Source organism: Enterococcus sp. DIV1067f (genome assembly GCF_050543505.1).
GTDB lineage: Bacteria > Bacillota > Bacilli > Lactobacillales > Enterococcaceae > Enterococcus_D > Enterococcus_D entomosocium.
Genome location: NZ_CP172940.1, coordinates 762,275 through 777,609, shown reverse-complemented (window position 1 = coordinate 777,609; position 15,335 = coordinate 762,275). Strand labels below are relative to the sequence as shown.

The 15,335-nt window shown below is 41.2% G+C and carries 14 protein-coding genes; 7 read left to right on the top strand and 7 right to left on the bottom strand.

The genetic code is table 11. The annotated features are described in order from the left end of the window. Nucleotides 1-71 precede the first annotated feature (71 nt). From IGJ42_RS03610 to IGJ42_RS03580, 7 genes are all read right to left on the bottom strand, one after another. Nucleotides 72-1,334 (bottom strand): helix-turn-helix domain-containing protein, encoded by a 1,263-nt coding sequence (locus tag IGJ42_RS03610; protein WP_429947058.1) that lies wholly within the window; start codon nt 1,332-1,334, stop codon nt 72-74. A 59-nt stretch (nt 1,335-1,393) separates the two neighbouring features. Further along, nucleotides 1,394-6,910, bottom strand: coding sequence for a WxL domain-containing protein (locus IGJ42_RS03605; RefSeq protein WP_430615948.1), 5,517 nt, complete (start codon nt 6,908-6,910; stop codon nt 1,394-1,396). A gap of 13 nt (nt 6,911-6,923) precedes the next feature. Further along, nucleotides 6,924-7,967, bottom strand: coding sequence for a DUF916 and DUF3324 domain-containing protein (locus IGJ42_RS03600; protein WP_086332084.1), 1,044 nt, complete (start codon nt 7,965-7,967; stop codon nt 6,924-6,926). 88 nt (nt 7,968-8,055) lie between these two features. Beyond that, on the bottom strand, nt 8,056-8,886 hold the full coding sequence (locus IGJ42_RS03595) for a WxL domain-containing protein (RefSeq protein ID WP_429961069.1): 831 nt from the start codon (nt 8,884-8,886) through the stop codon (nt 8,056-8,058). Next, nucleotides 8,886-9,206, bottom strand: coding sequence for a hypothetical protein (locus tag IGJ42_RS03590; RefSeq protein WP_086333070.1), 321 nt, complete (start codon nt 9,204-9,206; stop codon nt 8,886-8,888). Before IGJ42_RS03590 ends, IGJ42_RS03595 begins: the two co-directional genes overlap by 1 nt. Nucleotides 9,207-9,763: 557 nt before the next feature. Next, nucleotides 9,764-10,285, bottom strand: a complete 522-nt coding sequence (locus IGJ42_RS03585) for a Type 1 glutamine amidotransferase-like domain-containing protein (RefSeq protein WP_223347178.1) — start codon at nt 10,283-10,285, stop codon at nt 9,764-9,766. A gap of 240 nt (nt 10,286-10,525) precedes the next feature. Then, nucleotides 10,526-10,876: a hypothetical protein gene (locus IGJ42_RS03580; RefSeq protein ID WP_086333068.1), complete on the bottom strand. Its 351-nt coding sequence runs from the start codon at nt 10,874-10,876 to the stop codon at nt 10,526-10,528. A gap of 290 nt (nt 10,877-11,166) precedes the next feature. Between IGJ42_RS03580 and IGJ42_RS03575 the strand changes: the two genes are divergently transcribed. The 7 genes from IGJ42_RS03575 (at nt 11,167) to IGJ42_RS03545 (ending at nt 15,319) form a co-directional block, all read left to right on the top strand. Beyond that, a complete protein-coding gene (locus IGJ42_RS03575; protein WP_430615945.1) occupies nt 11,167-11,697 on the top strand; it encodes a hypothetical protein in 531 nt (176 codons plus the stop codon). Nucleotides 11,698-11,774: 77 nt separating this feature from the next. Next, nucleotides 11,775-12,005: a type II toxin-antitoxin system PemI/MazE family antitoxin gene (gene mazE, locus IGJ42_RS03570; protein WP_016619898.1), complete on the top strand. Its 231-nt coding sequence runs from the start codon at nt 11,775-11,777 to the stop codon at nt 12,003-12,005. Beyond that, entirely contained in the window at nt 11,995-12,360 is a 366-nt protein-coding gene (locus IGJ42_RS03565; RefSeq protein ID WP_016609834.1) for a type II toxin-antitoxin system PemK/MazF family toxin, read from the top strand. Before mazE ends, IGJ42_RS03565 begins: the two co-directional genes overlap by 11 nt. 565 nt (nt 12,361-12,925) lie before the next feature. Then, nucleotides 12,926-13,357, top strand: a complete 432-nt coding sequence (locus IGJ42_RS03560) for a hypothetical protein (RefSeq protein WP_086333066.1) — start codon at nt 12,926-12,928, stop codon at nt 13,355-13,357. A 1-nt stretch (nt 13,358) separates the two neighbouring features. Beyond that, entirely contained in the window at nt 13,359-13,697 is a 339-nt protein-coding gene (locus IGJ42_RS03555; protein WP_086333065.1) for a hypothetical protein, read from the top strand. 106 nt (nt 13,698-13,803) lie between these two features. Next, nucleotides 13,804-14,109: a hypothetical protein gene (locus IGJ42_RS03550; RefSeq protein WP_430615942.1), complete on the top strand. Its 306-nt coding sequence runs from the start codon at nt 13,804-13,806 to the stop codon at nt 14,107-14,109. 571 nt (nt 14,110-14,680) lie between these two features. Further along, nucleotides 14,681-15,319: an N-6 DNA methylase gene (locus IGJ42_RS03545; RefSeq protein ID WP_223347162.1), complete on the top strand. Its 639-nt coding sequence runs from the start codon at nt 14,681-14,683 to the stop codon at nt 15,317-15,319. The last annotated feature ends 16 nt before the right edge of the window (nt 15,320-15,335 follow it).

The window sequence follows — 15,335 nt, the reverse complement described above, 5'->3', positions numbered from 1 at the left end:
CTCACTCTTTTATTTATTTTATTCTCACTGTACACCGAAACATAATCGTTTGCCTAAACAAACGGCTCCTTCTAGAAGTATTCTGTCAAGGCTCCCACGATTGTTTCCTTAGTGGGGACATAAGGCAATTCGATCGCGGCTTCAGATGCCATCTCTATTGGTCGGTTTGTGATACAGACATGGCGAATCATCCCCAACTGCTCACCGATTCCGCCTTCAATCAAATGTAAGCCCGCTTGTGCAAAGCTTTTCTTTACTTCTGCTTTGATCCAGCACTTTAATGCGGGTGAACCCGTTAATCGATAAGTAACATAGACTGTATGATTGTATTTGTGTTTTTCCGCTACGTACCGGTCGATCAGTGCTAACAAGAGCGCCTGTTCTTCTATTTCTTCAGAAGCCTCATTCATGACGGGGAGTTGAAAAAAAGTTTTCATCAACGAAAGTAGTGTCTCAAAAAGGTGATAGGAAAGACTTTCGGTCGATCGAACAAGAAAATGTAAACCCGTACCAGGCGAAAATGTCTGAATAAATGCTTTTTGCGTGAGGGGATTCAAAAATTGTTTTTCATCCAAAGCAAGCAAAAAAAGTGCTGCTTTTTCTGGTCTTGGCAGTGCCACCGTTACTTGTTGGTCAAAGGCTTTCACAAGTAGCTCCTGAATGACTCTTTGTTCCTTTCGCTCTGGCAAAAGATACCCTTGATCGACCCGCAGTTTTGTCAATTGGCACCATTGATTGAGCAGCTGATGATCCAAGCGCCAGGTACCTTGATGGACGACCAACTTTTCACTATGTAGATGGCGAATATGATCAGTCAGTATCTCGGGGTATAATGGCAACGTAAAATAAAAATCATAAAGGAATTGTCTGACGGCCGCTTCTTCTCCTACAAATTGATTGGTCTTGTTCTCCAGGCGAACGCCGTAGTGTTGCACCAAAACTGATTGTAATTGACGTTTCATCCGACCAAAGGCTGCTTGAGACACCGATAGATATTGTGCCCACTGATGATTTTTCAATCGTTTGCCAGCAGTTAACTGGTCCACAAAAAGAAACAACTTTTCCTCCTCTAGTAACGCTTGTTTTTTCTTATAAAATCTTATTGGGTCCCGAAAAGAAAAATGATAGCCTTTTTCGTCTCCAGTCAATTGGAGTGTATCGCCAAAATAGGTCTTTATTTCTTTGATATCATTCAAGACGGTTCGTCGCGCAGCTTGCGTCTGAGCGATCAGATGTTGCGCCAGGATATGTTCGTTTTCTTCCATGATTTCCAACAATTGAAACCACCGTTTGGTTTTGGCATGAAAAATCAATTGGTAAAATAAGGTATCCATGTCTTTCCTCCATTCATTATATAAAAAAGAAAAAGAGCCGCAGCTCTTCCCCATTATGTTTAATTGTCAGGAACCATACTTAATTCCCAAGACAACGTAGTTTGATAGGTCGCAGCTTGTGGAGCAGCACTTGGTGGAACCTCTAGCGCTACACTTTTATCGGCGCTGGCTGCATCACCAAACCGATAGATCCAAGTACCGATCCCTTGGGTGTCTTTTGCGGTCATCAGCTCGGTCTTTTCTCCCGGAATCAGTTTGATTCCGTCAGGCTGACTCAGTTCAGGCTCGCCCATATCTTGGGCAGACGCCACCTGTTGATTAGTCAATTGCAAGCTTGCCCCTTTAAGTTCATGGTTATGATCATTGTGGAACTGTTCATTTTGGGTCACAGAAAGGGTCCAGCCATGGCGGTCGTTTTCACTCCGACGATCACTGATCTGCACGTAGTTCGGGCGCTCTTCCTCTTGATTGACGGTTCCATCAGAATTTAACAGGCGTTGCGGTTGCGCATAATACCGCTTCGTTCGCGTAGATATCGCTTGTTCGCCAAATATGAATTGAGAAGCAAAATCTATGCTTAACAAGCCTTGGTCTTCTTCGAGCTCAGGTTTATTCTCTGGATCGACTTCTATTTCTGGATTCATCGGATCTACCGGAGAGACTGGACCAAGATCCCCAACTGTTAAAATCGTCGCAGATTCAAATGTGACGTCATGATAAGGCAGTGCTATTGTTGGATTAATATTTCCTCGATCATTATTTGTTTTTGGTGGATCAACGACCCCTGCGGCCTTTGCGGATCCTGCATTATCCCGTAAAAAGATTTGAATTTCATCATCTTCTTTTAGTGAAAGTTCACTTAGATCAAGAGTGAATCTGCCATCGTCATTAACAGTAACATCCGACGTATCCATGGGTTGCCCATTATGCGTTGCGGTTACTTCAGCTTCTTTATTTTCTGAAATACCTTGGATGGTTTTACTATTTTCACCAATGATAGAAGATGAGAATTTCGCAGGTGCCGGAGGGACGATTGGAAAGACTTCCACAGTATCTGTTAAAATCTGGTGGTCAAAACCTTCGGTCAGTTCGCCACTGGTTAATTCTACGTTACTGATTCGAACTTTTGATCCCGCTTCGAGGGGTTCAGGTAATGTGATTTCAAAAAGTCCACCACGTGGGTCTTCTCCGTAGATACTGATTCCTGGTGATTCGTCTGAATGACCGACGGTCTTGGTCGTATACTCTTGTGTTCGTCCTGACGGAAATTCTACTTCGACTGTCACGATCGCTTCATCGTCCCATGCTGGACGACTATCATCTAGGCCTACAGGAAGACTCACGCGCCCATAGATTTTCTTATCGGCATTGGTTGGCACTCTCAACTCATCTGCGATGGCCCATCGCCCATTGTTACTACTCAATCGACTGTATGCAGTCAAACCTGTGTTTCCAAACACTTCCGTATTTAGTTGTGTGGGGTCATTTGTCTCTCTTAACGTATTAAAATTTGTTCCAGTAAACGAATAATCAATACTTCGGAAGTCTAAATTTGGGTCTCCATTCAAATCAGCGCCTTTTCGCCAAACAGATAAATCACTATTTATTGCATTTAATGTCGATCCACTACTAGCATTAAATATATTCCCACCACCGACGCGAGTATTTCTAAAGTCCATAAATAACGGATTATCAAAATCAACAGTTAAATTTCCAGCATTGAAAATTCCTGCCGCATCTGTAGCTGTTCGTCCTTGGGCAACGAAGGTAGCACCATTTCGTGCTTCAATTTCTCCCGCCTGACTTTCCATATCGATCGCTGCACCGTTGTCCGCAATAATTTGAACTTTAGAACCCAAACCATCAACTACAAAAGAATTACCCCCGGTCCTAGGATAATGTACCCCTTGATTTGCCAAACCAGAGGACGTATCTTGATCTATAGGTGTACCATTCCCAGGATTATAGATGAAAAATTGCCCTCCGTTCCTAACTAAAATATGATTATTACCACCATACATACGAATACCTGGTGTTCTTCCTCCAGATTTACTTATGTTCATTTTTGCATTGTCTATTGTAAACTGATAGCCTCCTGCACGTATAAAACGTAAGACAGCAACTGCACCGTTGGCTGATGAATCAGTATTACCTGCTGTTAAATTTAATTCCGATAGATTTAATAGGTTAAATTGTCCATTCGAACTAAGTAAACTTAATGCAGAGGCTCGATTCGCATGTACATTCATTTTTGCACCCTCAGTCAATCTAACTTCAGCATTAGGATTTGTAGCTCCCGCAGTTGTAGTAGCTGCACCTAAAAAAACTGCTGCATTTAACTCAGCTTCACTGACATTACTAACAATGTCCATGTTTGATTTAGAACCACTCATTTGTAATAATGCCCGTGCACCATGTATCGTTATACTGTTGGCATCCTCAGATTTTGCATTTAACTGAGTACCATTTTCTACGGCTAGAACTGAATCTGCTCCAGCTAGCCAAATATTCCTACCAGAACTGGCTGCTTCAAAAAAGGCATCAGAGTTATCAACTAAGACTGTACTATTGTCCCCGACCATATGAATATTGTGTCCGGAGCTCCCGTTCGCCTCCCACTGGCTCTTTGAGATGGCTAATTTATTAGTAGTTCCTGTTGCAGAATAACCGACCCCACTACCAGCTAACTTCAAACTTATATCACTAGAATCAACGTTTGTGGTTGAATTATTTCCCGTCATTACTATTCCACGTCGATTACCAGAAGTAATATCAATAGAAATGCTTGACTTATCTGCTACATTTAGTTCTGGATTACTTCCTCTGAGATGGACGGCATTATTGGCTGTGGCAGAGCCTGCACCTGTTCCACTGGTAGTAGTGATTCCTAATTTTGAACCATTTTCTAAGTCTATCTTAGGTCTTGCATTATTATTACCAACTTGAATATTTTCGGTAGTACCTGTTCCACCACCAGAAACAGTGAACGTACTATTCTTTTTCAAAGAAAGTACGGCATCGGTCCCTTCCAAAATCATTCCTTGTGAGGCACCGGTGTCTGTCATTTCAATCTGACTTTCATTTAGGCTCACTTGTGGCGTTGCTCCTAACAAATAGATGCCTCGACCAGTCGTTGCATTCATCGTCAGATAGCTTTTGTCTAAATCCAATATAGGGGAAGCTCCTATAAGGTTCATACGCTGGCCAGTCGTTGATTGGATCATCATCTCTGTATTCACAGCATTTATGGTTGGATTATCTCCCGCAAAAGCAACGCCTATACCAGTCGTTGTTTCTATGGATATTTTGCTGTTTGTCGCATGAAATCGTGCGTCTCTCCCATTTAAATGAAGTCCTTGTCCGGTCAACGTTTTCACATTAAACTGACTAGTATCTACTTTCAATTCGGCTTCAATACCATTTAAATAAACGCCGCGTCGTGCATTGGAAATAACTGAAATATTAAGTTCTGATTCTTCTGTTATCGTCATTTTCGGTTGTTCACCACGTAAGTGTAGGGCATTGTTCGCCGTATCCGAAGCCCCTCCCGTACCACTCGTAGTAGCGACTGTAACTTTAGAACCACCTGTCATTGAAAGTTCTGGACGAGGGTTATTGGCGCCAATTTGAATATTTTCTAATGTTCCCGTTCCGGCACCATTAATTGTCAGTTCGCTATCTTCTGTTAGAGACAGTAATGCGTCTGCTCCTTGTAAAATCATTCCTTGTGAAGCTGCGGTATCTGTTATTTCAATACTACTTTCATTTAATAAGACTTGTGGTGTTGTTCCTTCTAAATACACTCCACGTCCGGTTGTAGCTGACATTGACAATTGGGTCTGATTCAATGATAACTGAGGGTTGGTGCCGATCAAATTCAATCGTTGTCCCGTGGTACTTGTTAAACTACCTGTGGATCCCACATAGTTGACTTTAGGTGATAAACCTATCAAGGCAAGTGTAGCTCCTGTTGTAGAACGAATGTCGGTATGACTATTCGTTACAGAAAATAATGGCTCATCCCCTGATAAATTTACCGCTGACTGTGTGGCTGAGTTCACAGATAATTTCGAACCATCCACAATCACCTGGGGATTATTTCCAGATAGATGTAACCCTCTTTTGGCTGCAGTACTTGTCGTCGTCAAGCTGCTTTTATCACGAACGGTGATTTTCGGATCTGCTCCAGTCATTGCAATCGTATTATTGCTTGTATTAGTAGGAGCAGCAGTCGTTCCTACTGTATTGATCGTTAAATCCCCACCAGATTGGAGTGCAATCTCCGCATTTTCTCCTCTAAAATCAATCGTATTTGCCACACCTGAAGTCGTAGTAATTGCTAAATTTGCACCGTTTTCGATTGTTAGTTTAGGTTCGGAAATTGTCGCTGCTGCTAGAAAGAACGTGGCATTTCCACGACTGATCGTTACTTTCGCTTGATTGATTGCTTTGACTTCTTTTGCTTCAATGAAGGTTTGCGTAGAACTTGTGCGTGTAAAGTTATTCGTGCCACCTGTAAATTGAACCGTACCTTTTGGAATTGATGCTAGTCGCATCGTATTTGCATTGACTTCTGCTACATCTTCTATTTCTAGTGTCCAATTGTGGCTAACCTCTGTTGTTGCGTTGACTAAAGGAGTAGCGCCGGTCTTTGTAATTGTTGCGTCCTCTATCCGAAAGGTCGTTGGCTCACTCACTTCTACTAATTGAAAATAAAAACTATTGTTACCAAAAGTCAGCGTATGTCCGTTTCCTTGTATCTTGATTGGTCGGTCGATCGTCATGATATTGGCTGTATTTTCAGTTAAATTTGCTTGAACAGAGATAATGCTGACTTCAGGATTTGCGACAGCTTCTCTGAATGCAGCCATTGTTGAGACTTCTTCTGTATTTCCATCAAAGACCGCCTGTTTGAATGTATCGTTCTCAGAAGGAGTAGCTTCCTCTTTCGATTCTTCGGTTGCTACAGGCGCTTCTTTTTCTTCTGATTGTTCAGTCGTATTTGGATATTGCTCATGTTCTTCATTTGATTCATCAGATGAATCCTGATTCATTTCTGATTGATCTTCAGTCTCCGTTTCTTCCTTTTCCGATATTTCAAGTGTCGCAGTTACGTCTTCGACGGACACATCATAATTACCTTCAGATTTAAATACCACTGGAAGCACAAACGTTTGTTGTGCACGCTCCGCTTGAATCACCCATTCATTTGATTCTTCTTCTTGGTTGACGGTAACTCCAGCTTGTAACTGGTCTTTTACCAGCTGTGCTTCCTTTGGAAGGGTAATCCTTGCCTCTGACACCTCTTGATCTGAAACAAATGTCACCTTCAATGACTCTTCAACCGTTCCTTGAAGGCGAGAGCGAGGAAAGGAAAAGCGAGGATTGCCTTCTTCTTCCACTTCTAGATAGTTTTTTATGGATGGAAGTTCCAATTGTTCTTCTTCCTGTACTTGCCCCCCTACCTTTTTATCCGTGGTTTCCGCATAGACGATGCCTACTGGCAGGAGGAATGCATGCAGAACAAGAATCATCGTCCCTAAAATGAGCATTCCCTTTTTCATTAGCTTTCTCATGGAATCCTCCTCTCTATACTTCTTTTTCGCTTTCACGTGCTCTTTTCTTTTGCCACATCAGGTAAAGCACAAGTCCAAGCATTAAAATAAGCAAAATAATTGCACCGATCATCCACCAATTGACACCTGAATCAATCGTTACATCTTCTCGATTTAACTTGCGGGCTTCATCGGCTTCAATCGTAAATTCACGCGTCCATGACCATTCATTCTCTCCCGATGTAGCTGTTAATTCTAGAACATAGTTTCCACTTCGAAAACGGTCGCCTTCTAAAGAAATCGGAAAGTTGAAATTAGAATTTGGGGCCATCTGCATCATTTCTTTCTCTGCCTTATAGAGAACCTCGTTCTCCCCTACTCGTTTAACAGTCGCTTCCACCGCCAATTGATTGACAAAAGTGGGGGTAAAGTTTTGTAACGTAGCACTGATTACATTGCGGTAGTTCAATTGATCTGCAAATACATCTAGCAGTTCCAACTCCGGTTGTACCGAGTCTCTGGTATTACTGACGACCACACCAACCACATAGGCGAATTCATTCTTTATGGCTACGCCTTCTCCTTCTGCTTCGTCGGTTTCTGCCGTTTCCTCTTTTTGTTCAGCAATACGTAAACCACCCGCTAAAAAGCCTTCAAATGCTTCTTCTGGCATCTGTAAGGGAATCTCCACAGTTTTCGTTTCATTTCCAGCTAATTCAATCACCTCAGAGGACTCCATCAGGTCAGCTAAGGAATGAACCAACGTAGGGTCTGCTTCTTGTGCATTTTTACCGTATTCAACGTTTCCTAACACATTGGTATATGCAGTATGGGGAGTCACTTGAATTCGTATAGGTTCAGCACTCGTATTCCCAATCTCCAAGCGCAAGGTTTCTTTTTGATTGGGTGCTAAGTTTAAATCATAGTACCCTTTGCCTTCATCCACTTGACTGTCTGGAAAAATTGGTGTGGCATAAATATTTAGAGTCGTTTCTTCTGCCTGAACAGAAAAAGGGAAAAGCAAGCAGAAAAAAGGAAGCAGCCATAAGTAATAGTTATTCTTTTTTTTAAGTTTCATGAAACGTACTCCTTTCCTAAAAAAGGCAACGCTACAAGGATCTGTAACGCTGCCGATACTACAATGTCGTAGTAAAAAATATTTATTCTTACACTTCAGTATCAGGAATTGAGTTGTCAGGAGTTGAAGTTAACTCCCATGTCAATGTGGACTGATACGTTACGGCATCTTTTGCGGTAGATCCTGGAACAAATAGTTTAATCGCGTCATTTTCTACAACGTCTGCGCCATCTGCGACTTGTTTTGCAATAGCCTCATGGTCGCCCCAGACAACTGAAGATGTTCCTGCTCCTTTTTGCGCTGCTGCTGTCATTACTGGTACTGCAGCTTCACTTGGTAGAAGTTCTAACCCACTTGCGTGTGTTTCAGGTCTTTGTTCAACATCATCAATGCTATAAAGTAATGCTGGATCAAGTAAGGTGATCTTTGCACCTTTTAATACAGCATTTTGTGTTTCCTTCGTTGCTTGGAATTCAGTTAGGCTCACACTTAGTTCCCAACCTTCATTTGTCCCACGTGTATCTTGAACCTGAGCCATACTCACGTAAGGAACTTTGTTTTCATCGCCAGTCGTTCCTGTTAATTGTTGTCTTTCAGCAACCATATTGTAGTTTTCATCAGTGGTCGAGATAATTTGTGACCCAAAGTTCATCGTTGGAACAATAGCGATCGTTAAAGGACCTTTGTTTTGACCATCAGGATCTACAACTGGGGGAATGGTTACATCTGGACCGTCTGGTCCAGGATCAACGACAGTATCATCATTCCCTGGGGTGAATGTGATTTGACCATCGGTTGTTGTTTTACGAACTTCGTTTGTTTTTTCTGTTTCGGTCGGCTCATCAGCAAAAGCTTGAATGCCTCCGGCAAAAATAGTAGCAGATAATGCAGCAACGGTAGTTAATCGAATAAATTTCATTAATAATTTCCTTCTTTCCTATTAGTTGTTTTTGTCATTCTTTTGACACCAAGACTACCCGCAACAATGACGAACAGCCACCCCAGCAACAACCACTGCTTTTGTCTTAGTGTGTTAGTTTGTGGCAATTTCTCAGACGTAGGTGGTTTGGCGATATCCGGCGGTGGATTGGGTGTGCCGATTGGTTCATAACGCCCCGTAAATGTAATGGAGCTATCTGTTTCGGACGATTGGATCGACGCCGCCTGCCCTTCAAGCAATGGAGCTTTAATAAAGAGTACCAATAAGCAACTCAAAACGATCCACTTCTTACCTTTCATTTCCCTCCTCCTTAATTAGATTGCTCAATAACCTTCGTTTTTAAGATTTACAATTATCAATAGATACGATTTTTCATAAATACCAATGTATAGATATTTCTAAGACATTTGATTGAATTCAAATGTCTTTTTTTCTGCAATCCCAAAAACGAAGGTTTTTAGTACAAAGAAGCAAGCAATCGTAACATAAACTGTTGTTCTTGTGCATCTATTACTTTAAATGAATTTCACTTACAATGAAATTCATTATTTGCACACTTAAGTGAAAATATCGAAAAATACTTTTTCATTTTCCAAACAATGGAGAATGATAGCTCGTGGGATTCAGTTCTATAAAAATGGAAATGATCACTAAAATATTAAATAGACCCTTGAAAAAACAGGTATCAAATTGCACTCTGATATTCTCAGAGTGGTCATTATAAGAAATCAGAATACTTGAGTGGTTAGAGAATCGATAAAGTGATCAAAAAAAGGGGGCAAAAACTTTAAAGTTTCTGACCCTCTCGAAGCAGTATCCTAATCATCATAGATCCGATATTTTCAATGAGCAATGATTAGTTTACGAATTTATGGACGGAGGTATAATCTGTTTTTACTTTTCTAACAAAAAGAGAAACATCACCAAGTAATTCTACATGGTTATCCTTGGAAATGATTGCTCCCCGATCTCCAATACCATACACAACTGCTTTCTTTTCGTTAAGACATCTTTGAATAGCAGCTTCCTTAGCAGGATCTCCCTTTACGTAATGTACTTCAATATCAAAACTCTTGATAAGGTTCAATCCGTCGTGATAACTATACATTGGATAATAATCATCTTCTGTAATATGGAAATCTTGAATTTGAATCATTGCTCCAGCACTGAAACCGATAATTACTCCTGGAAAATTTCTAATTTTATTGACTATTTGTTTTTCTTCTAATCGTTCGACCATTTTATCAGGGAGTCCACCTGGAAAAAATAATACATCATTACTCTTAATCAATTTTGCAATTTGACTACGACTGTCGCGAAAATAATTAACAAAAGTTAGATCTTTTTCTCTTACACCAAAACTGGTAAAAGATTTAATTAAAGGACCGTAATATTTCCCTTTGGGTCTACCATATGCTTCTTGCCAGTCAGACTCATTCTGTATTGTTTCTTCAGAAAAAGAACAAGCTATAATTAAAATTTTTTTCCTATTAAATAGTCTTGAATCTTTTCACTCCAGGACTCTTTAGGCTCAAACGTACTCATTAAGATATTTATCATGACCTTCTCCTATCTCTACTTCACAGTTCAGCATCTGAATAAAAAAAGACCAGCACCGCTAGTCTTCACTTGCATTCCTTCGTTCTAATTCCGCCATTCGATTAAAAGCAGCTGAGTCTGCAGTTTCATCACCATAACCACCATTTACATACATATCTACTTTGAGAGTTTCCAGCTCTGCTTCCTGATTCTCGCTAATCAAAATACCATAGGCTTCTTCATATTCTTTGTCCAATTCAGCGGTATTTTTTTCGACATATTCTGCATGGTTATGGACAAATTCAGCCAGCTGTTGCCACAGCTGACGTTTATTAAAGAGGAACGCGGGCGCCGCCCGCTTTTCCCCCACCGATCGACGATCGTCGGGTCCCCCTGGCGTGTGCTGCGCACACTTTCCGGCCGTTTCCAACGGCCTCTCAGGCTATCGCCTTCGCTTTAGCGCTCCTGCGTCGCGCACCGACCTTCCAGGTCTCCACCTTTCATCGATTCAATTTTTCTTTGAGAAGAACGGCGGTTCCACCGCCTTATATCATACCTTCCATTCAACCGACAAGGGTAAATACACAACAGTTGGATCCAGCTGAAGCTGGTCCATCTGTAAGCCCTTGTCGCTCATTCCAAGTATGATCCATCTTCTGTATCAAAGAAAAATACATCAAATCAATGAAAGGCAAAAACCTTTCTGAAGGAGGCATTCTCATGCGAGACAATAAAATTCAAGGATATTTGGAACTCTCCATGCAAGCAGACAATTACTTAAGGAGCTTGTCCATCAATCATTATTTAGATTTACCACTATATGAAATGTCACATGTCATATCAGGCGCTCAACTCTTTGATTTATTAAGAAAGCGGGGCTTGATTATTTCTCCAAACTGGCTCTACCAAGTTCCCTTCCAAGCTTCATTTGAAGAAATAATTGAAGGTAGAAAGGTTCATGACAAGTGCAAGTCTGACACACATTGGTTAGACTATCTGCTTGAAAAATATATCAAAGACAAAGATTCATTGGATACCCCATTTATACTCGATTCACACAAAACTAGCATCAATTCTTTGTTGGCATTCTATACTATTGGAAAATCAGGTAGTAAAAATCTTGACGAAACCCCGTTATACGTTCTTTTCACTGCATTAAGAGCAATTATCGCTAAACGATTAATCAAAGAGAATATCCGCGATATTCGACACTCAAGAAGTCCACTGAATGACGTCAAGGTATATTTTTGAGAATAAGACAAAGAACCTTTCAGATTGTATTACCACGTAATTACGTGGTATACTTTCTGTAAAAGGAGGAATGCTTTATGACTTCTACAAAAACCAGAAAACAAGGAAATTCTCTTGTCATTACAATTCCTGCAAAGCTAGGACTTAAAGAAGGTGAAGAATTTCTAATTATCAGAAAAGAAAACGGAACGGTCGCTCTCATTCCCAAAGTTGAAGATTTTTTTGAAACTGCCAAAGAAGGTGAGTTCTCTCTTCCTGAATTAGCGATCGATTACACGCCGCAGGGAGGCGAACTGAATGAATTATAAGCCACGCCAGCGTGACATTGTTATTCTTGACTTTGAGCCCTCAAAAGGCTATGAAGTCAAAAAAAGACGTCCTGCATTAGTTTTAAGCAAAGATACGTATAACTCTGCAACGAATTTGATTATTGTTTGTCCAATCACAACAAGTGACAAAGAACGTCCTTTTCTTGTTCCTATTCAAAGCGATAAGCTCAAGTCAAACGATTCGAAGCCCAGCAAAGTAAATACACTGCAAGTATTTTCACTTGATTACACCCAAGCAGCCAACCGAAACGTCAAGTACGTCGATACACTTGACGAAGAACTATTCTTTGATATTGCGCAAAGATTTCTCAAAAACTTTTCCTTTCCTCTTTAACCATTCTAGGTAATAGAATGGTTATTTTTTTGTCCTTTCAGGAGACAAATTGCTGGCGCAATTTGTAGTGAATTTGTCCATATACAGTCATTCGCTCCGTACCGTCTTCGACTGCGCTCTCTTCCTTTGACGCTACGCTATATGGACAAATTCAGCCAGCTGTTACCACAGCTGACGTTTATTAAAGAGGAACGCGGGCGACGCCCGCTTTTCCCCCACCGATCGACGATCGTCGGGTCCCCCTAGCGTGTGCTACGCACACTTTCCGGCCGTTTCCAACGGCCTCTCAGGCTATCGCCTTCACTTTAGCGCTCCTACGTCGCGCCCAACCCACAGAACGGCATCTCTGCCTTCCATTTATTTTTTCTTTTGAAAAGAACGGCGGTTCCACCGCCTTCTATCACACCTTCCATTCAACCAACAAGGGTAAATACACAACAGCTGGATCCAGCTGAAGCTGGTCCATCTGTAAGCCCTTGCTGCTCACTCCAGGAGTGATCCATCTTTTCTGTCAAAAGAAAATATAAAAAAAGAAAGGCAAACCCTTTCTGTAGGAGGTCAAACCATGCCACAAACGTATTATGAAGAATTTTCACGATTGCCTAAAGACAAAATGGCGCAAAAAATGGAGGATATGACGTTCGCTTATAACGAAACACGTGTCCCTAAAAAGCACTATAAAAAATTATTGGATATGGCCCAAGAAGAAATGATTGAAAGCAGTGTTGAGCTTAATCTGATTGACACTTACTATCGAACGATTGAACAGCTAAAGAAAGCAAACCCCAAATGGCTATTTCAAGCTTTAGTGTGTATTGACAAAGGAATCAAACCTAGCACGATTAAGCCAGACGAGTATCAAGCGTTAGAACTTACATGGCAAAGATTTAATGACGATAAGAAAGCAAAAACAACGGATAGTCAATGGTTGGACTATTTCGAATCAATAAAAGTAAACGGCGCTTTCTATTCATTCACCGAAAGAGAGGACGACTAAAATGAACTTGAATAATTGTTTCATCCTAGAAATCATGGACAATGAACTACTTTCTTCCTTAACAGATTCTCCCAATCTTGAAAAATACGAAACCGGCCATGACATCCTTGAAGTCCAAAATGAAGCCTTTGCTCTCCAAGTTTGGGTAAACAAAATGTACGGTCCGGCTGAAGTCGAATGCAACTTCGGCAAAAAGGTGAATGTTAACACTCAAACTGGCGAGTATGAATTTGATTATTTGGATAGTGCAGATTTTGTTGAAGCTTGTAAAGATATCCCGCCTATGGCGGTTGCTTTAGGATTCTTTCTTAGCTTTTTAACACATTACGAAGGAGTGTAAGACCATGAAAAACGAACAAAAACAACGATATAAAAAAGAAGCAATCAAGCGTATGAAAGCCCTTGGTATCATTGACGATACGATTCAATAATTCGAACAAGCTGACTTGGTTTCCTATTCTTTACGTGGAGGAAATTATTGGCTAGATAATAGCTTTAAGCAATTGGTCGCAGAGTTTGAAGAAAAGCACGACTACCTCGTGTATTACGCCATTTTAAGCCACACAGACATCGGCAGAATGCTTTCTCTCTTCTATGTTTCAAACCGAGAAGAAGAATGGTCCGGCGATTGGAAAGAACTCAATGAAGGCTTTCAAATGTCCTATGTTTTCAATTTGGATATTCCCGAATACTCAGAATTTGGACTCATTGGTTTCAAACCAATATTTGGTGGCTTGATTCGAACTGCATAAAAAGCAAACAAGAATAGGGAAACCTATTCTTGCCTGCTTTTTGGAAACAAATTGCTGACGCAATTTGTAGTGAATTTGTCCATATACATTCATTCGCTTCGTATCATCTTCGACTGCGCTCTCTTCCTTTGACGCTACGCTATATGGACAAATTCAGCCAGCTGTTGCCACAGCTGACGTTTATTAAAGAGGAACGCGGGCGACGCCCGCTTTTCCCCCACCGATCGACGATCGTTGGGTCCCCCTGGCGTGTGCTGCGCACACTTTCCGGCCGTTTCCAACGGCCTCTCAGGCTGACGCCTTCGCTTTAGCGCTCCTACGTCGCGCACCGACCTTCCAGGTCTCCACCCTTCATCGATTCAATTTTTCTTTGAGAAGAACGGCGGTTCCACCGCCTTTTACCATACCTTCCATTCAACCGACAAGGGTAAATGCACAACAGCTGAATCCAGCTGAAGCTGGTCCATCTGTAAGCCCTTGTCGCTCATTCCAGGTATGATCCATCTTCTGCATCAAAGAAAAATACATCAAATCAATGAAAGGCAAAAACCTTTCTGAAGGAGGTCAATTTATGAACAAAAAGAAAGAAATCATCAATAAGCTGCAATCGATCACAGGAAAGAATTCAATTGGTGGGGTATTTAACGACTGGATCCATCTTATGGCCTATACGTTGTCAAATACACTTGATCGTAAGCACCAGAAAGAACGAGAGGCCTTATATCTTCAGACAATAGCCAAGTACACAACGGTACAAGCTGTAACCTTCAGTGAATGCCTTGACCTTCTAGTCCATGCTATGGAATCAGAAACCATTGACTGGTTAGGAGAAATTTACATGGAGCTTAGTTTGGCCAATAAATCGATGGGCCAGTGTTTTACACCAAATCATGTGGCTAGACTGATGGCAGAACTCAGCCTACCTTCAATAATAGCCGAGATTGAAGAGAAGGGTCGCATTCATTATTATGAACCTTGTTGCGGATCGGGATCCATGATAATCGCATTAGCCTCTGCTCTGAAGGATAAAGAGTACAACAGTCAGACAAAACTAACCATCCAATGTGAAGATTTGGATCAAACGTGCCTATTAATGTGTTACGTTCAACTGTCTATTCTTGGGATCAAAGCGAAATGCCAGGTAAAGAATACACTGACAAATGAGGTTTTTTCAACCTGGCAGACCCCTTTTTCAATCCTTTTTGGCTGAACTATTTAACCCAAAC

Bases quoted from the DNA above. Each gene is read 5' to 3' on its own strand.
- mazE (WP_016619898.1), top strand. From the start codon at position 11,775: ATGACTTCTACAAAAACCAGAAAACAAGGAAATTCTCTTGTCATTACA.
- IGJ42_RS03595 (WP_429961069.1), bottom strand. From the start codon at position 8,886: ATGAAATTTATTCGATTAACTACCGTTGCTGCATTATCTGCTACTATT.
- IGJ42_RS03565 (WP_016609834.1), top strand. From the start codon at position 11,995: ATGAATTATAAGCCACGCCAGCGTGACATTGTTATTCTTGACTTTGAG.
- IGJ42_RS03600 (WP_086332084.1), bottom strand. From the start codon at position 7,967: ATGAAACTTAAAAAAAAGAATAACTATTACTTATGGCTGCTTCCTTTT.
- IGJ42_RS03590 (WP_086333070.1), bottom strand. From the start codon at position 9,206: ATGAAAGGTAAGAAGTGGATCGTTTTGAGTTGCTTATTGGTACTCTTT.
- IGJ42_RS03605 (WP_430615948.1), bottom strand. From the start codon at position 6,910: ATGAGAAAGCTAATGAAAAAGGGAATGCTCATTTTAGGGACGATGATT.
- IGJ42_RS03555 (WP_086333065.1), top strand. From the start codon at position 13,359: ATGAACTTGAATAATTGTTTCATCCTAGAAATCATGGACAATGAACTA.
- IGJ42_RS03610 (WP_429947058.1), bottom strand. From the start codon at position 1,334: ATGGATACCTTATTTTACCAATTGATTTTTCATGCCAAAACCAAACGG.
- IGJ42_RS03575 (WP_430615945.1), top strand. From the start codon at position 11,167: ATGCGAGACAATAAAATTCAAGGATATTTGGAACTCTCCATGCAAGCA.
- IGJ42_RS03545 (WP_223347162.1), top strand. From the start codon at position 14,681: ATGAACAAAAAGAAAGAAATCATCAATAAGCTGCAATCGATCACAGGA.
- IGJ42_RS03560 (WP_086333066.1), top strand. From the start codon at position 12,926: ATGCCACAAACGTATTATGAAGAATTTTCACGATTGCCTAAAGACAAA.